Origin of the sequence: Pseudomonas psychrophila HA-4 (genome assembly GCF_000282975.1) — a bacterium.
GTDB classification, from domain to species: Bacteria; Pseudomonadota; Gammaproteobacteria; order Pseudomonadales; family Pseudomonadaceae; genus Aquipseudomonas; species Aquipseudomonas psychrophila_A.
On the sequence record NZ_ALJC01000131.1, the window covers coordinates 1 to 19,938 of the forward strand.

Below are 19,938 nucleotides of genomic sequence, written 5' to 3' on the forward strand. Positions count from 1 at the left end.
CGCACCACCGATCTTGAAGTCGGTGGGGTTTATGGAGCGCTTACAAAACAAAAAGGCCAGTCATAGACTGGCCTTCTGCGTTCGAGCGTTTATTTTAGTTAACCGCAACCTTGTCACGGTTCTTCTCAAAAATAGCCTTACCGATCCCTTTGACCTCTAAAAGCTCATCCGCCGAGGCAAAGTCACCGTTCGCCTCACGATAAGCAACAATTGCTTTTGCCTTAGCAGAACCTACACCAGAGAGTTCACGCTGAAGTGTCGCCTCATCTGCCGTATTAAGGTTGATCGTCATGATTTGGGCATCAGGCGATGCAATGGTAGCGACAACCGGCTGAGCAGTATCTGGGGTAGGCGTAGCATGAACCACACTGGACATACCGACTATCAAAGCCAGAAACATCGAAGGGAGAAAGGCAATACGCATAAGTGACACTCCAATACATCGTTAAGTGGAAACAGCTTTCCTGAGCTGTACTCCAAACATAGGCGATGAGTGGGGAGTGTCAAAAATGTGTCAGTTGCAGGGTATTTCGCTATAACGGCTCAATACGACGATGCTGGTGAATCCAATCAACAATATCCCCCTCTGGGGTATAGCCACTCACGGTCTCACGTAACAACTGGCGCACTCGCGCATAGTCATCCTGCTCTAAAGCTTCAAGTAACTGAGCAATTTTTTGCTTTAGCTCTTCCCAAGACAACATATCCTCGCTTGCACTCATGATCATCGGATGTTGTGTGGATACAACGTTGTCACCGATCAGCAACTCTTCGTAAAGCTTTTCACCTGGTCGCAGGCCAGTGAATTCAATTTCTATATCTCCATGCAGATTTTTTTCTGAGCGGACACTTAAACCTGAAAGGTGAATCATCTTCTCAGCCAACTCGACGATGCGCACAGGCTCACCCATATCGAGAACAAAAACATCCCCGCCCTGGCCCATGGAGCCGGCTTGAATCACCAGTTGGGCAGCTTCTGGAATGGTCATGAAGTAGCGTGTGATTTTGGGGTGAGTCACTGTGAGTGGACCACCGACTTTGATCTGCTTATGGAACAACGGAATCACCGACCCGGAAGAGCCCAATACGTTGCCAAAGCGAACCATGGTGAACCGCGTTTTGTTGACTCTCAAAACATTAGTCGTGTCGCCAAACAATACAGGAGCAACTTCACGACTGAGCGCTTGAAGCGTCATTTCAGCCAGCCGCTTGGTGCTGCCCATCACATTAGTCGGGCGCACGGCCTTGTCAGTTGAGATAAGTACAAAGTTTTCAACACCCGCCTGAAGAGCTGCCTGAGCAGTGTTGAGCGTGCCAATGACATTATTCAACACACCTTCAGCTATGTTGTGCTCAACCATCGGGACATGTTTATAAGCGGCGGCATGGTAAACCGTATCAACTTCCCACGTTTTCATTAGGTCGAGCAGTTGTTTCGGATTACGCACAGACCCCAAAATCGGCAGTACTTTAACCGACAGTGACTCGCGATGCACCTGCTGTTCAAGCTCGCAAAGGATGCTGTAAAGATTGAACTCACTGTGTTCGAACAATAGTAGCGTCGTAGGTCTCATTAATAGAATCTGACGACACAACTCCGATCCAATCGAACCCCCTGCCCCCGTGACCAATACACATTGACCCTTAATGCAGCGCTCTAACAAATCTGCTTGCGCGGGTACTGCATCACGGCCCAGTAAATCGGCAATATCCACTTCTTGGATATCGTCCACCTTGACTCGACCACTCGCCAAATCCATAAAACCGGGAACGCTTCGAACGTGGAGTGGAAAGCCTTCTAGCAACCCCAGAATCTCACGACGTCGGCCACGGGAGGATGAAGGAATGGCTAAAAGTAATTCTTGAGCGCCAGTCCGATCAATCATCCTCTGCATATGTTCAGGTTTGAAAACTTGCAAGCCAGATATAACCCGATCAGCAATGCTGTCATCATCATCAACAAACGCGACAGGGCGCATGAGGCGACCTATCCGTAAAGCAGCAACCAACTGATTACCTGCTGCGCCGGCCCCATAAATAGCGACTCGTGGCAACCCATCATCACGGCTAGTAAATGGCACGTGCTGTGCAGCAGAGAACCAGTCGCCCAAAAAATACTGACGCATGATCAATCGTAAACCACCGAGCAAGATCAAACTCAACCACCAATAGTTGAAAATGATTGAGCGCGGCACGACGTTGTCATGGTTGCTGTACCAGTACACAACAACTGCTAGGATTAATGAAGACAGACAAACGGCTTTGATGATGGCTATGAGTGCATCGTTGCCGAAATAACGCATCACTGCACGGTACATGCCGAAGCGAATGAAGAGCGGGATGGCAATGAGAGGAGCGGCTACAAACAGCCAAACATGTGCTTTGACTGGATTGATCATGTCATCGATACCCAAGCGAACGACAAACGCCAGCCACAAGGCAAGCCAAACGAGCACAACGTCTGTGAATACTTGAATAAACCGTTTTTGTCGCCGGGACAAATTTAATAAATATGATCGAATTATATCCATAACATCTTTGAACACCTGTGCCGCTCCAAAATCAATACGCAATCTTTTACTCTATGCAAGCATAGTATTTATAAGGCAACACCAGATTCCAATGATGCTTCCTGTACAACGCTTTTCAGTATCTGGCAGGTCAAGTCTACCTCGTGCTCAGTAAGTGTTGGATGAACTAAAAGCATGAGGCTGGTTTCTCCCAGCAGTTTAGCGTGCTCAAGACGCTGCCCCGGACGCCATCCAGTATCGTCAAAGGCTTTCTCGAGATAGACCTCTGAACACGACCCTGAAAAGGCAGGTACCCCTCTAGAAACCATTTCATTGAGAATACGATCACGGGACCAGTCAGGTTTGAGGCTTTCAGGACGCACAAAAACATAACACTTATAGGCAGCATGCACATCACTAGCAGGGAGAGCAGGAACACGAAGCGCAGGCAATTGCTGGGCAACACTCCAAATCCGCTTAGCATTTTTCAGGCGGGCTGACTGCCAGTCATGCATGCGCCGCAGTTGAATACGGCCAATAACAGCTTGCACCTCAAGCATCCGCCAGTTAGTACCAAAGCTTTCATGCAACCAGCGAAATCCGGGAGCATGCTCGCGCTCATAGACAGCTTCCCAACTCTTGCCATGATCTTTGTAGGCCCACATGTCAGCCCAAAGTTGGCGATCATTGGTCGTCACCATGCCCCCCTCTCCGCCTGTGGTCATGATTTTGTCCTGGCAAAAGGACCAAGCGCCAATATGTCCAATAGACCCCACACGGCGACCTTTGTACAAGGCTCCATGAGCCTGAGCACAATCCTCAATAACTTTGAGACCATACTCCTTAGCTAAATCCATGATCGGGTCCATATCACAGGGCCAACCCGCTAAATGAACGCAAATCAGTGCCTTGGTGCGAGGTGTCAAAACCTTGCAGATAGTTTCAGCGGTAAAGTTTTGCGAGTCCAAATCCACGTCAGCAAACACAGGCACGGCACCTGCATTGACAATACTTGAAACCGACGCTAGGAAAGTACGCGATGTTACGATTACTTCATCGCCAGCGCCAATGCCAAGGGCCTTTAACGCTAAATCCAACGCCACAGTGCCATTAGCTAAAGCGACCGCATATTCGGTGCCAGACCACTTGGCAAACTCTTTCTCAAAAGTGCGTGTTTCCTGACCGGTCCAATAGTTGACCTTGTTAGAAAGAATAACATCCCGTACAGCGTCGGCTTCTTCTTCTGTAAAAGACGGCCAAGGAGAAAACTGTACATTGCTCACTGATAACCACCCCTAACTTCAATATTAAAAGAATACTAGTTCAAATCAAAAAAATGATAAATCTCACATAAAAACAAGATTACTCATTGTCACACCTTAGTACTTTGGCAGGTACGCCGACCACAATTAAATCATCAGGTGTATCATCAACAACCACGGCACCAGCGCCCACCTTAACGTTCGCACCGATGTTGATTGACTGCCGAATGCTCGCACCAATACCAATCCAGCTTGACCGTCCGATATTAACTCCACCCGCCAATCTAGCACCCGGACTGATATGAACATAATCTGCCAGACAGCAATCATGATCAATACTGCAACCAGTATTGAGAATCGAGCCGATACCAATGTTAGCGTATGAATTAACTACAACGCCTGCAAATGCAACTCCACCCTTACCAATAGTGGCATATCGACTAATGGTCGCAGCTGGATGAACCAAGGAAATAAGGGGTGCCTGTGCGTCAAGTAGTTCAGTAATTTTCGAATGCCTGATTTCGTTACTACCAATAGCAACTATAACCCCGTCAAATTCTTGTAAGCGCCTCAGGAGTAGTTGGGTATCACCCGAAACGTTCCAATGTTCAATCTTTTGTATCTCGGGCCACCGGTCATCAAAAAATTCGATATCTTTCCAACCGCAAACCTCAGCGGTGTCAGCTACTACTTTCCCGTGCCCTCCAGTTCCCAAAATCGCCAATTTTTTTTCAGGAACGACGCCTGAAAACTTGGACATCGTTGCCTCACCAGCGGCATTGATACCTTCACGAACAAATACTTTTTTTATAGTGAGCGCAATAATCTTTACGTCCAACCAAAAAGACTTATTATCGACATACCAACTATCGTACCTAAATTTTTCTTCCCAACTGATTGCATTACGACCATTGACTTGCGCCCACCCCGTAATACCAGGTCTAACAGCATGACGACGACTCTGTTCAGCACTGTAAAGAGGCAGGTATTCCATCAATAGAGGCCTTGGTCCTACTAAACTCATATCACCTTTCAATACGCTCCAAAGTCCGGGCAGTTCATCTAAACTGCTAGAGCGTAAAAACGAGCCAAAAGGAGTCATTCGTTCAGAATCAGGTAGCGGATCACCATAAGCATCTACGCTATCTTTCATACTCCGAAATTTCAACATTTCGAAGGGTGCACCATTAAGCCCTGGTCGAGTTTGCCTAAATAATACTGGACTGCCCAATTTACGTCGTACGGAAAAGGCAAGATAAGCAATAATTGGCGACAACAGCAACAAGCCCAAAAACGAAGCCACAAAGTCAAAAGAACGCTTAATCAATGTTCAACTCCTGTAAATAGAATGCATTCATTCGCCCCCAATGAGCCGTTTGTTCGTAACGTTCCACGACACGAGATCGAGCAAATGCCCCCATTACCGAAAGTTCTGTTTTGGGTGTGTTTACCGCTTGATTCATTGCGACTTGTAAACTGGAAACATCCTGAGGTTTTGCGATCCACCCGTTCAAACCAGGCTCTATAATTTCGTTGCTACCGTTAATATCAGTTACTACGGCCGGTTTACGCATAGCACCCGCCTGCAAAACAACATTCGGGAAGCCTTCACGGTAACTCGGAAGAACCAGAGCGTCACAAGCTTCAAGCGCATCACGTATATCCGCTTTAAAGCCTACCGCATGAATTCGCTCATGTTCCTTGAAAAGAGCAAGTGTATAACTATCTACAGGAGCCTCAGCGTCTAACTCTCCGACTACTATTAATTGCACGAAATCAGGCAACTTCAGAAAAGCTTGGCCCAACTCCTTTAAGCCTTTATCTCTATTCAGGCGACCTATGTAGCAGAACACGAAGTCTTCATCAGCAATACCCAAAGACTTTTTCATTAATTCCGACTTAGAACTTACTGCCCCAATACCCGGTTGAAAAAAACTTAGGTCAACGCCCGCAATATTTCCATGCCCAATGACCGACATGTCCTTCCGCGTAACACCAAAAGACAGTAAATCCCGCTTAACACCCTCCCCCTCCGGAATAACCCGAGTTGCAAGCATGCAAATAATACGATCAATATTGACGAGTAAAAATCTTTTCGGGCCTGTTTGAGTAGGAAATATAAGCCCGGTAAAAGTGTGCACCCTTACTGGTACTCGGCATAAATAGGCCGCGATCATAGAAACCAAGCCAGCCTTGGGGGTGTAGGAGTGAACTACCTGGGGTTTTAATCTGTTTATCAACCGACACATATTAAAAACCGATAACAAATCTGAAATCGGGCTAATACCACGTTTCATCGAGACAACATGAAATGGAACTGTTTCTTTAGCTGAGATCGTTTTATTAGCGCCTTCATCCGAACTTGCTAAATGAACGGAAAATTTTCGATTAAGAAAGCGCGGCTGATGGACCAGTATCGTTTTTAGTGTTTCAGGGACTGTTGTTACTATTAATAGTTTCGCTTCTTTCATAACCAACCTTAAATACCCAACACAAAATGAGCATCACTCAAGAGGTATAAATTCTCGCCCAAATATTTACAATTTCACTTATAGAGTAATTACTTAATATTCTATTTCTTGCTGAGCCTGACATTATTTTCCTTTCATCAAGATCAAGCTCAAGCGCTGTATTCATCGCCTGCATTAGTGCTAATGAGTCCTTAGGAGGTACCAAATAACCACACCCACCAAGAACCTCTTTGACGCCCCCGCAGTCTGTAACAACAGCTATTTTCTCTGTGGCCATGGCTTCGGCGACCACCAATCCAAATCCTTCCCACGCTGAAGAAAGTACATATAAATCTGCGGCATTATAAATTTTAGATACGTCTGATCTAACGCCTAAAAACTTAACACGATCACGAATATCTAAGAGATTTGTCAAATTGTACAAACTTTCGCGCTCAGGACCTTCACCAACGATCCATAGCTTGACATTCGGTCTCTTTTTATAAAGCTCAGCAAAAGCTTTTAATAGGTTCTCATAGTCTTTGGCATCGACCAAACGCCCCACAGCGACAACAAGTTCATCCTGTGCGCCAATACACTCAGAAGTTCTTATAAGCTCACGATCCGTCGAATTAGGCTTAAATAAGTCGGTATCAATCCCATTAGGGATGGCTTGCATAGTTCCAATCGGACATGCTTTTTTTCGCTCAAACACTTTGACTGCTTCGAGGGTAACGTTGGTTGTCACATCCGCTAGAGAATGCGTAAACCGGTACGCCAGCATTCTCGCGCGACCACCTTCATTGGTACTATGCGCAGTATTAATCAACTTTTTAATGGGACAAATAATTCTTACAATACGCGAAAATAAATTTGCATGCACCATGTGCGCATGAACAACATCAGGATCAAAAGCCTTAATAATCTTTTTAAGATTAAGGATCCCTTTAAAAAAACCAACCAGCGTTTTATCCAGCTCCAAGCCAATGAGTTCAATATTTATATTTTTTGGACGTAACAAAACAGGGCCCGTCAAATAACAAATTTTAACAGTATGCCCCTGATCGCTAAATCGATCTGCTAGATCTAACACTTGCCGTTCAGCGCCACCGACACCGAGGCCCGTAATTATGTAAAACAGTTTCATCTTATGACACCCGTGCACTAGACATACCACAATTAAAAAGCTCAAGTATCAACTTTTTTACAGCCCTACATTTCCAGAAAACGCGCCATCCTTCAAACGAAACCGCACTTAGCAGGATAGAGGCACCGATCGTTGGAAGGCCTTAACCTTTTTCTACCTTGATATTTAAAGCAAAGAGCACTAAAAATAGTGAGAAAATAACTTCAGAAAGCACCAACCCATACACGATACCCTGCAACTCAAACCAATAGGAGAGTATTGCCGCTAACAGCAAAGAAAAAAAAGAGAAGAATATAAGCAACAAACTTAAGACTCGATCCTTCCCCAAAGGCATGAATACTGCTAACCCCATAGCCTGATTCATCATTCTGAACGGAATAATGAATACAAATATCTGAAGAATAATAATCGCCTCTTCAAAGCCTGGCCCCAACATCATATCCATCAAAAATTTCGCAAGAACGAAAATTATTCCCGCCCCAATTGCGCCAGCTGCAAATAAAGCAGCAACAATAATTCCTGAAAGTTTCAAACTAACTGTAGTCGACTTCAACAAACGCCTGCTTAAGTAGGGATACAATCCAATTAATACAGGTCCAACCAGCCCAACTGATGCTTTTATTATTTTTTCAGCCGGTGCAAACTTTGCAACGGCTGCTTGACCGCACATAACTCCAACTAAAGCGGGCCCTGCACTTAACATTATATTATTCGAACTTTTATACAGAAAACCATGAAAGCCCTCCTTTATTTGCTGGATACCGCCCTTCAGCTCAAAAGAAAAACCTCCTACAACTTTGTAAGCAAGGTAAAAACTGATCACCGTACTAAGCAATGCAAACGACGACATAATCATAAGTGCTATTGCGGCATCAGAAGGATGAGAAACGCACAAAAACAGCACTAATAAGCCAAGAAATCGCAGACAAACTTCAACAACAACAGGATAAGTTATTTTCTCTAGCCCTTGAAACAACCATAGGTTTCCAAAACCGAAGGCCAAGAAATAAAAATACCCCCATAAAATAGCCAACGGACTGGCATCAACCTTTACAAAAAACAATACAACCAACGAAAAACTTACTACGCCGACCGCTAGTATTACTCTCCCGGATACGACTTCATTATAAATCTTAGACAAAAGAGGTTTATTGTCTGCACACAACGCAACCTGTCTTGCACCGCTTAAGGAAAAGCCATACTCAACAACAAGAGAACACAAAATCGCCGTTGTTTGAACAATTAATATATGACCATAACTCTCAACCCCTAGAGCCCTTGCCAAAATCGGGACTTCTAGTATTGGAATCAAATAACTAATTAGCTGAGCTACAAATAACAAACTTACATTTTTTAATTGCAATATCATATCAAGCCTCTTTTTTTTCTTCAGCGCCGCACTCAGCCATGCGGCGCACAAGAGAAGACAAAACAGAGACCATTATTATCCATATGCCCCACTCTGAAAGTTCAGTGCTAAAAGGATGGAGCATCATCAAGAATGCGTAACCTGACGCACCTCCAAAAGCTGCAATAGCGTAAGCAATCGTCATCACCGATTTTTTATTAGCTAACCTAAAACCTCGAAGTCTCCACAAGAATATACAAATTGGAGAAAACATAAGTATAGACATCCCTAGAAAGCCAACTACACCAATGTCGCCTATTGCGGAGAGGTAAGCATTATGCACCACCATAGGCTCACCATGAACTAGAGTAGTAGCCGTTCCAAACCCACATCCTAAAGGGATGCATTGTTCTGCATGTGATATGCCATCAACTAGCATCTGAGCACGCGTGGGGTCTCCCGCGGCCAATCGATTTAAGACTAAGGGTTCGCCGGACTGACTGAATGCAATAACGCCGCTAATGTAAACTAGGAATAGGCCAACACAACACATCAAAAACATAAAAGAAAAAAACATTACCCTCTTTGGGTTAATTCGCGCATACAGCACAACAAACATAACAATAATCATAGAGAGCATTAAAAAACCAGTTCGACTTGAGTCCATGAACAATAAATACATAGCACCGATCAGAGCGAACAGTGATAAAACTTTATTTTCCCCACCAAAAAACACACCAGCGATAATAAATCCTATGAAAAAAACTGATGTTTTCCACAGCACGCCAGGATATGCGAAAACGCTACCTTGACGTCCATCACCAAAAATAATATACAAATCACGCAAAATATATTTCGACATTAAGAAAAATAACAACCCCACCCCAATACAAATGACACTTATTAGGTACATCCTCCTTGCAGTAAAGTTCTCAGCATTCATATAAATACAAAAAAACATAATCGCAACACAAAGTATCTTTACTCCCTGATAGAGGGTATAAGCACTTTCATTGGCGATACCGCTTAAGATAAACGATGCAAAAACTAGGAAAAAACCTACCAGATAAATAAATAATTCAACTTCTATTTTACGGAAGTACATACACCCCGTCAAAAAGCACCCGACAGCAACCACCGTCCCCCAAGCAAGCCAATAGCCTATTGGACTGATTAAATATCTTAAATCCCCAACAACGATTAACAAACATGCGCATAGCACTACATAATATGGAGCAACGTAACTTTTCAAAACTCTCCCCTCAGAGCCCGCAGACCGAAATAAATTTCGCCACACTTAATATAAAAAAAGAAATAATTACTCTTTGATCTGCTTCACAAATACTGGCGCAGCTTTATCTTTATCACTTAAACAATACTCACTTAATATAGGCCACTGGATTCCCAGATACGTATCATTCCATAACACGCTGCGTTCTGAATCTTTATCGTAGTACTGAGTAACTTTATAGCTGACGTATGTATCGTCTTTCAACGCTAAAAAACCATGTGCAAAACCTTCAGGAACCCATAACATCCTCTTATTTACGTCACTCAACTCGAGTGCAAACCATTCACCATAGGTAGACGAATCGGACCGTAAATCTACTGCTACATCAAAGACTGCGCCATGAGGAACACTGACTAGTTTGCCTTGAGCAAAGGGCGCCAATTGATAATGCAGCCCTCTAACAACTCCTTTTTTGGAACTCGATACATTATCTTGAACAAAGGACTCGGGCACCTCTAACTTTAGCGCCTGCAACCCAGTTCGAAACCGCCGCAAATTAAAACTCTCTAAAAACCAGCCACGTTCATCTTGGAAAACTTCAGGTTCGATGATCACTAGCCCTAAAATCGGCGTCGTAAGAAACTTCATGTAACACGCCTTTCGGACAATAAACGCAAAAGGTAGCGTCCATAACTTGTCTTTTTAAACTTCTCTGCTTGCTGAGCTAACTGCGTTGAAGTAATCCAGCCAGAATTAAATGCAATCTCTTCAAGGCAAGCAATTTTCAAACCTTGTCGCTGTTCAATTGTTCGAACAAAACAACTGGCTTCAAGCAGAGATTCATGCGTACCCGTATCTAGCCACGCGAAACCACGCCCCAACACTTCAACCGTCAAACTATTTTGCTCAAGGTAAATGCAGTTGATATCAGTAATTTCTAGCTCGCCACGCGCTGAGGGCTTAATGTTCTTGGCCATATCTACGACCTTATTGTCATAAAAGTACAGGCCTGCTACAACATAGTTCGATTTTGGTTTTTGCGGCTTTTCCTCAATGCTTACCACATGCCCAGTGCTGTCGAATTCAACCACACCAAAATGTTCAGGATCAGAAACGTGATAACCGAATACAGTGGCGCCAGAGGTTTTTGACATGGCAGCTTTTAAGCTTTCTGAAAAATAATGCCCATAGAAAATATTGTCACCAAGGATCATGCAGACCGAATGACTGCCAATGAATGCCTCCCCAATGATAAAGGCTTGTGCCAAACCTCCTGGGGTCGGCTGCTGCGCATAACTCAGCTGAATGCCGTACTGGCTACCGTCACCCAATAGTTTTTGGAAGCTGGGTAAATCTTCAGGTGTTGAAATAATTAATATTTCGCGAATACCCGCCAACATGAGTACTGACAGCGGATAGAAAATCATGGGCTTATCATAAATAGGTAGCATCTGCTTGGACACGCCAAGCGTCAGAGGATGCAAACGTGTACCTGCACCGCCAGCGAGGATGATGCCTTTACGTTGGAAGGTGGTCATGTCGCTGCTGGCTTCCTTAATTTTCATGCTTGCTCTTCCTGTACCAACCGGCACTGAGTTGAGTTCTGCATTAAAAAAAACACGCTACCGCCCCAGGATTTATCGTTGATTCCCTGAGAACGGTTTTCATTATTGTTTGTTCAGACCGCAGCCTTAGGCTGATTTATCGAGTCGTAATACTCGCTAACGGCAAACTGATCTGTTGCTGACGGTTCATTAGGTTGATAAGCAGAATGACCCTTTCTTCGCCGTCCATGGACATGAATATGGACTCAATACCTGCGAAGCCTTGATCAAGGATGGTGACTTTGTCACCCGCGTTAAACGTAGAGATGATGTGCGTGTCAGCACGCGATTGCAGTTGAATGATCAACTCGTGACTGACGGCCAATGGTCGTCCTCCAAAAGCAACAACCCGAGCGACTCCGCGGGTTGAACGCAAGGGAGCCCAATTGGCGCCTTCCGGCATATATATAAATAGGTAGCCTGGAAATAATGACTCTTGAACGCAGCTCATTTGGCCACGTTGCACCTTTTCACGCCGGCAAACCGGGCGTGAACATTCATAGCCTTGTCGCTCGAGGTTTTCCTCTGCACGTTCGTCTTGTCTGGGCTTGCATTGCACCAGGAACCAGTCGCCAGATTTCGGCACGATAGGGTCGCGGGGGGCTGTGGTGTTTGTTATGTGCATGGGTAATTCATTAATGGGTTCGTCCGTGTCTTACCATTGTGCGGCGCTTGTGCAAATGGCAAGCAACTGGTTCTTTTCATGACAGCTACTGGAATCCCAGAGGCGCCTTCAAATTTGTCGGAATTTGCAGATCGACAACTTTATTTCGAGCCTGATATAGGCCCAACAGTTCCTTCGCCAATGCATACCTTGCCGGCTCATCGCCATGAACCAAGCGTATCTCTTCGGGCCACTGCTCCATACCAGAAACAAAATTTAGCAAGTCCTGCTGATCGGCATGAGCAGAATACCCTCCCAAAGTACTAATGCCAGCACGGATAATACAGCGCTTACCCTCCAATTCAATAAAACCACCTGACGGAGCATATTTTTGTATTAGCGCACCGGGCGTGCCCCTAGCCTGATAGCCCGTAAAAAGTACATTGTGCCTTGGGTCAGCCAACATGGCTTTCAGATAGTTCACTATGCGACCGCTGGTGCACATGCCACTGGCCGCTATTACGATCGCAGGCCGCCCCGTGTTAGCCAGATACTCGACGGTCTGCATGTACTTGACGTGGCTGTCGATCATTATCAGTTGCTTGAAATGCAAGGGCTTGCGCCCCACGGCAAGTCGTTTTTGTGCTTCTACACCCCAAAAGCTATCCAATTCACGATAGACCTCGGTTAGGCGGCTTGCCAACGGAGAGTCAAGAATGATTGGCAATTGAGGCCAAGTGACAGGTAGAAACTGATCTGGCACAGGAATAGGCGACCCAGGGTCGAAGATTGATTTTCGATGCAGAATATCTTCGATTTCGTAAAGCAACTCTTGAGTGCGTCCAATGCTGAACGCTGGAATTAATAATGTCCCGTGATCAGCTAGCGCTCGATCAATAGCGCTTTCCAATCGTTTGTGACGAGTTGAGCGATTTTCATGAACGCGGTTGCCGTAAGTGCTCTCCAGAATCAGTACATCGGCGCGTCTTGGGGAACACGCGCCAAGCAGAAGTGGTGTATGTGGTGCCCCCAAGCCACCTGAAAACACAATTCGACGCTCCAAACCGGTATTTGGGTACACTAGGTCGCATTCTACATAGGCGGAACCGAGTATATGCCCTGCTCTTTGCAGGCGAATCTTAGCTTGCAGGGTCTCTGCTTGCTGAATGCTGAACCAATGGTCGAATGGCAGCGCGATGATTTGCTGGTGGAGGCGTCGCAGGTACCGCTCTATTTTTTTGGCTCGCGGCTAAACTCAAGCCTGAATGCGTCTTCAAGGACTAACGGCAGCAATTTGGCCGAAGGTTCGCTACACAAGATAGGTCCAGTAAATCCCGCAGCTAGCAAGTAAGGAATGCGCCCTACATGGTCAGCATGAACATGAGTAATGAGCAGGGCTTTTATACCCTCGATTGAAAAATTTATTTGTGGAAGCCGTACTCGCTCATCACTGCCTTGAAATAAACCACAGTCGATTAGAAGACTGCTGTGAGCGCTCATCTCAAGTTGATGACAAGAGCCTGTGACGCCGGCGATCGCGCCATGATGCCTAATAGTGGGATACGGCATCTTCTTGCCCTCGCCAAAGCCTCGCACCGAGGCAACGTCCTCACAAAATATTACTGGGGTCTTACAAGCTGCGGCATCCACCAACTAGCCCTTTAAGCAACCCATAAAATTAAACGGAAGTTACCAAGCAGAAGCAGGCAAAAGCAGAGAGAGACGTTGATGCCACATCGCCTAAAAGAAAGCGAAGACATCGGCTTCAGAGAATTAGCCGGCGCCTGGTGTGCGGGAGAGACTGTTCATGTACATAGCCTGCCCCGGAGATTAATAGCTCGTACGTATTCAGAGATATACAAGCATGTTTGTGATTATTTAGAATTTCGCACAAACCGAAGATACCACTGAAGAAGCACGGCATTAACTGACAATCGGGAACTGCGCGCATCTTACTGGCATCATAAAACAATAAGCAGAAGACAAGGCCTGAACGGGCGTAGGAAGCTTCTTGGCTCACTGCTGTGCGCCAGCCCCCCCCCAACCAATGAGCCAAATCCAAAGCTTGTTCAGGCTACCTTTATGCAAATTCAGCAGAAAGGTCTGTCGATTTTTTATGAATTCAACAGATTGCGCTTTAACTTAGCCGTCTTGCGCTTATAAGCAACAAAGCCCATTGCAGGCCCAATCGCCATGCCAAGCAACAACGCACCTATAAAGAACAGCGATGCAGGCAGCTCAGGTGAGCTCAATCCGAGAAAAACCAATGAAGTGGGCTGCTGGTTTTCGAGGATAAAAATCACCGTCCCGAAAATCACGACCAATGCAAACGCCACCAGAACTGCACGCTTAAAGCTACTCATGAGTAACTCCTGCCTCCCTAAGGATTAAATATCGTCTTCCTCGTCTTCGTTCACTCGATCCCTAAGCTCCTTGCCCGGCTTGAAATGAGGAACAAATTTACCGTCGAGACTTACTGATTGACCGGTCTTTGGGTTGCGACCAACCCGAGGTGCCCGGTAGTGCAACGAAAAACTACCAAAGCCACGGATCTCGATTCGATCTCCGGTCGCCAGACACTGTGACATTTGTTCAAGCATGGTCTTGATAGCTAACTCCACATCCTTGGATGAGAGTAGCCCTTGATGGGTGACAATTCGTTCGATCAACTCCGACTTCGTCATATTTTTCCCTTCTTTTTCAAGCAGCTAGATCAGCGCTTCAAAGGTTTTAGCATGATCGAATGAATTTGAACAGCCCAGATCTTGACTTATCTTTGCAGACCACTGGGCAATTGCTCATGTACGCCCGGCGCACTTAAAAACCATCACTCCAAGGTTTAGCCCACCACCAGGCTGCCATATATGCGTACAGAGAGGCGCTGACAGGCAACTGAGGTAGAGCCCGTGTATAGGAGCCGAATACTACAAAAGTCGCCAGCATCGCCCCATACTGGCTCTGCATGCTATCCGTCTAGATCGGGCCAAACTCAAATCACAGGGCACAAAAAAGGGCGACCTAAGTCGCCCTTTTTTATGGTCAATCAGAACTTAGTTCTGTTTTTCCATTTGTGCACGCAGCAGGTCGCCCAAAGTGGTCGGACCAGCAGCAATGTCAGAGGTGGCTGGCTTGTCGCGCAGGCTCTGGATTGCTTCTTTCTCTTCAGCATCATCTTTCGACTTGATGGAGAGTTGGATTACGCGGCTTTTGCGGTCAACGCTGATGATCTTGGCTTCTACTTCTTCGCCTTCTTTCAGAACGTTACGTGCGTCTTCAACGCGGTCACGGCTGATTTCGGAGGCTTTCAGAGTTGCTTCGATATCGTTGGCCAGAGTGATGATGGCGCCTTTAGCGTCAACTTCTTTCACGATGCCCTTAACGATTGCGCCTTTGTCGTTCTCTTGTACGTACTCGGAGAACGGATCGCTTTCCAACTGCTTGATACCCAGGGAGATGCGCTCACGCTCTGGATCAACAGACAGGATAACGGTGTCAAGCTCGTCGCCCTTCTTGAAACGACGTACGGCTTCTTCGCCCACTTCGTTCCAGGAGATGTCGGACAGGTGAACCAGGCCGTCGATGCCGCCGTCCAGACCAATGAAGATACCGAAATCGGTGATCGACTTGATGGTGCCGGAGATTTTATCGCCCTTGTTGAACTGGCCAGAGAAATCTTCCCATGGGTTAGATTTGCACTGCTTGATGCCCAGGGAGATACGACGACGCTCTTCGTCGATGTCCAGAACCATAACTTCCACTTCGTCGCCGACTTGTACGACTTTCGAAGGGTGGATGTTTTTGTTGGTCCAGTCCATTTCGGAAACGTGTACCAAACCTTCAACGCCTTCTTCCAGCTCAGCGAAGCAGCCGTAGTCGGTCAGGTTGGTTACACGAGCGGTAACGCGAGTGCTTTCTGGGTAACGGGCTTTGATAGCAACCCATGGATCTTCGCCCAGTTGCTTCAGGCCCAGGGAAACACGATTGCGTTCGCGATCGTACTTCAGCACCTTTACATCGATCTCGTCGCCAACGTTGACGATTTCGGAAGGATGCTTGATACGCTTCCAAGCCATGTCGGTAATGTGCAGCAGGCCATCCACGCCACCCAGGTCGACGAATGCGCCGTAGTCGGTGAGGTTTTTGACGATACCTTTGACTTGCTGACCTTCTTGCAAGGATTCCAGCAGAGCTTCACGCTCAGCCGAGTTCTCTGCTTCAAGCACGCTACGACGCGAAACAACAACGTTGTTACGCTTCTGGTCAAGCTTGATGACCTTGAATTCCAGCTCTTTGCCTTCCAGGTGCGTAGTGTCGCGCACTGGACGAACGTCAACCAGAGAACCTGGCAGGAACGCACGGATGCCGTTAACGTCGACAGTGAAGCCGCCTTTAACCTTACCGTTGATAACGCCCTTGACCACTTCTTCAGCTGCGAAGGCTGCTTCCAGAACGATCCAGCACTCAGCGCGCTTGGCTTTTTCACGGGACAGTTTGGTTTCGCCAAAGCCGTCTTCGACCGCGTCCAGCGCAACGTGAACTTCATCACCGATGTTGATGTTCAGTTCGCCAGCGTCGTTGTGGAACTGTTCCAGCGGGATGAGGCCTTCAGACTTCAAACCAGCGTGAACGGTAACCCAACCAGCTTGGTAATCGATATCAACGATGATAGCGGTGATGATAGAGCCAGCCTGAAGATTCAGGGTTTTTAGGCTTTCTTCAAAGAGTTCTGCAAAGCTTTCGCTCATTTTAATTCCTGTTGATCAAGGGCGAAGGAATACGCCCATCTGCCACATTCCAGACAATGTGGGTTACGTTCATATAAAAGAAGGCGCGCAGGACTATTTCTGGTCTCCTGCACGCGCTCTTGGTCATCCAGCAATATCGCGAAGTGCGATTTCACTCATGATGCGTTCTAACACCTGCTCGATGGACAACTCGGTAGAGTCTAGCTGTATTGCATCAGCCGCCGGCTTAAGCGGGGCTATTGCACGCTGCGTGTCGCGCTCATCACGGGCACGTATCTCATCCAACAGACGCGGGAGACTAACATCATCCCCCTTGGCCTTCAACTGCAAGTAACGGCGACGGGCCCGTTCCTCGGCGCTAGCCGTGAGAAATACCTTGAGCGGCGCATCAGGAAAAACCACCGTCCCCATGTCACGACCGTCGGCGACAAGCCCCGGAAACTCCTGAAAAGCCCGCTGACGCTGCAGCAAAGCCTCACGAACCGCGGGTAAGGCCGCTACTTTCGATGCGCCTGCGGCAACATCTTCATTGCGGATAGCCTGCGTAACGTCATCACCCTCGAGTACGATTCGAGCCGACTTACCATCCGTCGCCCCGACGAACTGCACGTCAAGATGTGCCGCCAATTGGCTCAGCAATCCTTCGTTATCCAGCGCAACACCATGATTGACAGCTGCAAACGCCAACAAACGGTACAAGGCGCCGGAATCCAGCAATTTCCAACCCAAATGCTCGGCCAAGCGACCTGCAACAGTCCCCTTGCCCGACCCACTAGGCCCATCGATGGTGATCACCGGCGCCAAAAGAATCACGACTGAGCCTCTTGCGCTACACGAATACCTACTTGCTTGCACAACGCAAGGAAGTTCGGGAACGAAGTCGCTACGTTGGCACAATCGTGAATTCGGATAGGCGCCGTCGCACGCAACGAAGCAACGCTGAATGCCATTGCGATACGGTGATCGCCATGACCATGAACCTCACCACCACCGATTGAGCCGCCATCAATAATGATGCCGTCGGGAGTAGGCTCGCACTTCACGCCTAGCGTCAGCAAACCATCTGCCATGACCTGAATTCGGTCCGACTCTTTAACGCGCAACTCTTCGGCACCACGCAGGATCGTACGACCCTCTGCAACAGCAGCGGCGACGAACAGTACCGGGAATTCGTCAATGGCCAATGGCACCAACTCTTCCGGAATTTCGATACCTTTAAGCTTGGCAGCACGCACTCGCAGATCAGCAACGGGCTCGCCACCCACTTCGCGCTGATTCTCAAGGGTGATGTCCGCCCCCATTAAACGCAAAATATCGATCACGCCCGTGCGTGTTGGGTTAATGCCCACATGCTCTAGGACCAGGTCCGAACCGTCAGCAATAGAAGCCGCCACCAGGAAGAACGCCGACGAGGAAATATCGCCCGGCACTTCAATATGGGTCGCCGTGAGCTTGTGCCCCGACTCTACCGACGCCGTAGCGCCCTGAACACTGACCGGATAGCCAAAGCCACGCAGCATACGCTCGGTATGATCGCGAGTCGGTGCGGGCTCGGTCACGGAGGTCTTGCCTTCAGCATACAAACCTGCCAACAGCAGGCAGGACTTCACTTGAGCACTGGCCATCGGCAAGGTGTAGTCCATGCCTTTAAGTGCGTGCCCACCACGAATGGTCATAGGCGGACGGCCTTCAGCAGCCGTTTCAATCACTGCGCCCATTTCACGCAACGGGTTAGCCACGCGATTCATCGGCCGCTTGGTCAGCGAAGCGTCGCCAGTCAGGGTCGTATCGAAACTCTGCGCGGCCAAAAGACCCGACAACAGACGCATCGACGTGCCTGAGTTACCCAGATATATGGGCCCTGGTGGCGCTTTCAAGCCATGCAGGCCAACACCATGAATAGTGACGCGACCTTGATGCGGGCCTTCGATGACGACGCCCATGTCACGGAACGCTTGCAGCGTTGCCAGAGCATCTTCGCCCTCAAGGAAGCCTTCTACCTCAGTCGTGCCTTCAGCCAGAGAGCCGAGCATGATCGAACGGTGAGAAATGGATTTGTCACCTGGCACGCGGATCTGGCCAGTCACAGTGCCACCAGGTTCAGCCAGGAAAATCAGATCATTTGAATTCATAGGGTCCACATATGCCCGGCGGGCCAGAATTTTACTGAAATGCTCGCGAGCAACCCGGGCGCGAGTAAAAACGCCCAACAATTGATGCCCATCCCCCGCATCGACCGCGTCGCGCAAGGCGTCGAGATCGCTACGAAATGTATCCAGTGTGCGCAACACTGCCTCGCGGTTCGCGAGAAAAATGTCATGCCACATTACCGGGTCGCTACCCGCGATTCTTGTGAAATCGCGAAAGCCTCCGGCAGCGTATCGAAAAATATCCAGATTCTCATTGCGCTTGGCAAGAGAGTCCACCAAACCAAAAGCCAACAAGTGCGGCAAATGACTGGTCGCAGCTAACACCTCATCATGACGCTCGACCTGCATGTGCTCGACGTCTGCCCCAAGGGCACGCCACAGCACATCAACCAGAGCCAGAGCAGCAGGATCGGTTTCAGCTAAAGGCGTCAAAATAACCTTATGCCGCTCGAACAGGCTGGCATTAGAAGCCTCAACACCGCTTTGTTCGGACCCGGCTATCGGATGCCCCGGTACGAAACGGGCCGGCATCGCACCGAAAGCCTCAGTAGCAGCACGCACCACGTTTCCTTTGGCACTGCCCACATCCGTCAGCACGGCTTGCCCTAGATCCATGCCCGCCAACAAGCCAAGCATTTTCTCCATGGCCAGAATCGGCACTGCCAACTGAATAACATCAGCACCCACACAGGCCGCTGCCAGATCAGCCTCACAGCGGTCAACCACACCCAGTTCAACGGCCAAGGCACGCGACTTCGGATTCAAATCAACGCCAACGACCTCAGCGCACAAACCGCTTTCACGTATACCTTTGGCGAAGGAACCGCCGATCAGACCCAATCCGACAACAACCAACCGGCCCACAATAGGCTTTACAGGTTTCAGCG

Annotated in this window: 16 protein-coding genes and 2 pseudogenes; all 18 read right to left on the reverse strand. The window is 47.8% G+C overall.

The features are described 5' to 3' along the window. Nucleotides 1-94: 94 nt before the first annotated feature. Nucleotides 95-424: a ComEA family DNA-binding protein gene (locus tag B347_RS0122950; protein WP_019412038.1), complete on the reverse strand. Its 330-nt coding sequence runs from the start codon at nt 422-424 to the stop codon at nt 95-97. A gap of 109 nt (nt 425-533) precedes the next feature. Then, nucleotides 534-2,531: a polysaccharide biosynthesis protein gene (locus B347_RS0122955; protein WP_026014369.1), complete on the reverse strand. Its 1,998-nt coding sequence runs from the start codon at nt 2,529-2,531 to the stop codon at nt 534-536. A gap of 68 nt (nt 2,532-2,599) precedes the next feature. Then, the gene (locus B347_RS0122960; RefSeq protein WP_019412040.1) at nt 2,600-3,793 is read right to left on the reverse strand and encodes a DegT/DnrJ/EryC1/StrS family aminotransferase; all 1,194 of its coding nucleotides are present in this window, start codon (nt 3,791-3,793) and stop codon (nt 2,600-2,602) included. Between the two features lie 79 nt (nt 3,794-3,872). Then, on the reverse strand, nt 3,873-4,532 hold the full coding sequence (locus B347_RS27005) for an acetyltransferase (protein WP_237719156.1): 660 nt from the start codon (nt 4,530-4,532) through the stop codon (nt 3,873-3,875). Beyond that, a pseudogene (locus tag B347_RS27010) lies at nt 4,515-5,099 on the reverse strand (sugar transferase); the annotation flags it as partial. The pseudogene B347_RS27010 and the gene B347_RS27005, both read right to left, overlap by 18 nt. Beyond that, a complete protein-coding gene (locus B347_RS0122970; protein ID WP_026014371.1) occupies nt 5,092-6,243 on the reverse strand; it encodes a glycosyltransferase family 4 protein in 1,152 nt (383 codons plus the stop codon). The pseudogene B347_RS27010 and the gene B347_RS0122970, both read right to left, overlap by 8 nt. A 37-nt stretch (nt 6,244-6,280) precedes the next feature. Next, nucleotides 6,281-7,369: a glycosyltransferase gene (locus B347_RS0122975; RefSeq protein ID WP_019412043.1), complete on the reverse strand. Its 1,089-nt coding sequence runs from the start codon at nt 7,367-7,369 to the stop codon at nt 6,281-6,283. A gap of 142 nt (nt 7,370-7,511) precedes the next feature. Then, nucleotides 7,512-8,738 carry an oligosaccharide flippase family protein gene (locus B347_RS0122980; protein WP_019412044.1) on the reverse strand — a complete coding sequence of 409 codons (1,227 nt, stop codon included), beginning with the start codon at nt 8,736-8,738 and terminating at the stop codon, nt 7,512-7,514. A 1-nt stretch (nt 8,739) separates the two neighbouring features. Then, the gene (locus B347_RS0122985; RefSeq protein WP_157786902.1) at nt 8,740-9,969 is read right to left on the reverse strand and encodes a hypothetical protein; all 1,230 of its coding nucleotides are present in this window, start codon (nt 9,967-9,969) and stop codon (nt 8,740-8,742) included. Between the two features lie 66 nt (nt 9,970-10,035). Then, the gene (gene rfbC, locus B347_RS0122990) at nt 10,036-10,596 is read right to left on the reverse strand and encodes a dTDP-4-dehydrorhamnose 3,5-epimerase (RefSeq protein WP_019412046.1); all 561 of its coding nucleotides are present in this window, start codon (nt 10,594-10,596) and stop codon (nt 10,036-10,038) included. Continuing rightward, nucleotides 10,593-11,486 (reverse strand): glucose-1-phosphate thymidylyltransferase RfbA, encoded by an 894-nt coding sequence (gene rfbA, locus B347_RS0122995; protein WP_026014372.1) that lies wholly within the window; start codon nt 11,484-11,486, stop codon nt 10,593-10,595. Before rfbA ends, rfbC begins: the two co-directional genes overlap by 4 nt. 163 nt (nt 11,487-11,649) lie before the next feature. Beyond that, nucleotides 11,650-12,177 carry a transcription/translation regulatory transformer protein RfaH gene (gene rfaH / locus B347_RS0123000; RefSeq protein WP_019412048.1) on the reverse strand — a complete coding sequence of 176 codons (528 nt, stop codon included), beginning with the start codon at nt 12,175-12,177 and terminating at the stop codon, nt 11,650-11,652. A gap of 85 nt (nt 12,178-12,262) precedes the next feature. Beyond that, nucleotides 12,263-13,725: pseudogene (locus B347_RS25490) on the reverse strand (MBL fold metallo-hydrolase RNA specificity domain-containing protein). A 545-nt stretch (nt 13,726-14,270) separates the two neighbouring features. Continuing rightward, entirely contained in the window at nt 14,271-14,519 is a 249-nt protein-coding gene (locus tag B347_RS0123010) for a lipopolysaccharide assembly protein LapA domain-containing protein (RefSeq protein ID WP_019412050.1), read from the reverse strand. Nucleotides 14,520-14,543: 24 nt separating this feature from the next. Continuing rightward, nucleotides 14,544-14,840 carry an integration host factor subunit beta gene (gene ihfB / locus B347_RS0123015; protein ID WP_003447108.1) on the reverse strand — a complete coding sequence of 99 codons (297 nt, stop codon included), beginning with the start codon at nt 14,838-14,840 and terminating at the stop codon, nt 14,544-14,546. 366 nt (nt 14,841-15,206) lie between these two features. Next, the gene (rpsA, locus tag B347_RS0123020; RefSeq protein ID WP_016780248.1) at nt 15,207-16,901 is read right to left on the reverse strand and encodes a 30S ribosomal protein S1; all 1,695 of its coding nucleotides are present in this window, start codon (nt 16,899-16,901) and stop codon (nt 15,207-15,209) included. A gap of 123 nt (nt 16,902-17,024) precedes the next feature. Continuing rightward, nucleotides 17,025-17,714, reverse strand: coding sequence for a (d)CMP kinase (gene cmk, locus B347_RS0123025; protein WP_019412051.1), 690 nt, complete (start codon nt 17,712-17,714; stop codon nt 17,025-17,027). Continuing rightward, the gene (locus B347_RS0123030; RefSeq protein ID WP_026014374.1) at nt 17,711-19,918 is read right to left on the reverse strand and encodes a bifunctional prephenate dehydrogenase/3-phosphoshikimate 1-carboxyvinyltransferase; all 2,208 of its coding nucleotides are present in this window, start codon (nt 19,916-19,918) and stop codon (nt 17,711-17,713) included. The genes cmk and B347_RS0123030 overlap by 4 nt, the downstream gene beginning before the upstream one ends. Nucleotides 19,919-19,938 lie beyond the last annotated feature (20 nt).

What these genes read in the sequence shown, in the direction of transcription:
- B347_RS0122950 (WP_019412038.1), bottom strand. Translation starts at nt 424, where the DNA reads ATGCGTATTGCCTTTCTCCCTTCGATGTTTCTGGCTTTGATAGTCGGT.
- B347_RS0122955 (WP_026014369.1), bottom strand. Translation starts at nt 2,531, where the DNA reads ATGGATATAATTCGATCATATTTATTAAATTTGTCCCGGCGACAAAAA.
- B347_RS27005 (WP_237719156.1), bottom strand. Translation starts at nt 4,532, where the DNA reads ATGTCCAAGTTTTCAGGCGTCGTTCCTGAAAAAAAATTGGCGATTTTG.
- B347_RS0122970 (WP_026014371.1), bottom strand. Translation starts at nt 6,243, where the DNA reads ATGAAAGAAGCGAAACTATTAATAGTAACAACAGTCCCTGAAACACTA.
- B347_RS0122975 (WP_019412043.1), bottom strand. Translation starts at nt 7,369, where the DNA reads ATGAAACTGTTTTACATAATTACGGGCCTCGGTGTCGGTGGCGCTGAA.
- B347_RS0122980 (WP_019412044.1), bottom strand. Translation starts at nt 8,738, where the DNA reads ATGATATTGCAATTAAAAAATGTAAGTTTGTTATTTGTAGCTCAGCTA.
- rfbC (WP_019412046.1), bottom strand. Translation starts at nt 10,596, where the DNA reads ATGAAGTTTCTTACGACGCCGATTTTAGGGCTAGTGATCATCGAACCT.
- rfbA (WP_026014372.1), bottom strand. Translation starts at nt 11,486, where the DNA reads ATGACCACCTTCCAACGTAAAGGCATCATCCTCGCTGGCGGTGCAGGT.
- rfaH (WP_019412048.1), bottom strand. Translation starts at nt 12,177, where the DNA reads ATGCACATAACAAACACCACAGCCCCCCGCGACCCTATCGTGCCGAAA.
- B347_RS0123010 (WP_019412050.1), bottom strand. Translation starts at nt 14,519, where the DNA reads ATGAGTAGCTTTAAGCGTGCAGTTCTGGTGGCGTTTGCATTGGTCGTG.
- ihfB (WP_003447108.1), bottom strand. Translation starts at nt 14,840, where the DNA reads ATGACGAAGTCGGAGTTGATCGAACGAATTGTCACCCATCAAGGGCTA.
- rpsA (WP_016780248.1), bottom strand. Translation starts at nt 16,901, where the DNA reads ATGAGCGAAAGCTTTGCAGAACTCTTTGAAGAAAGCCTAAAAACCCTG.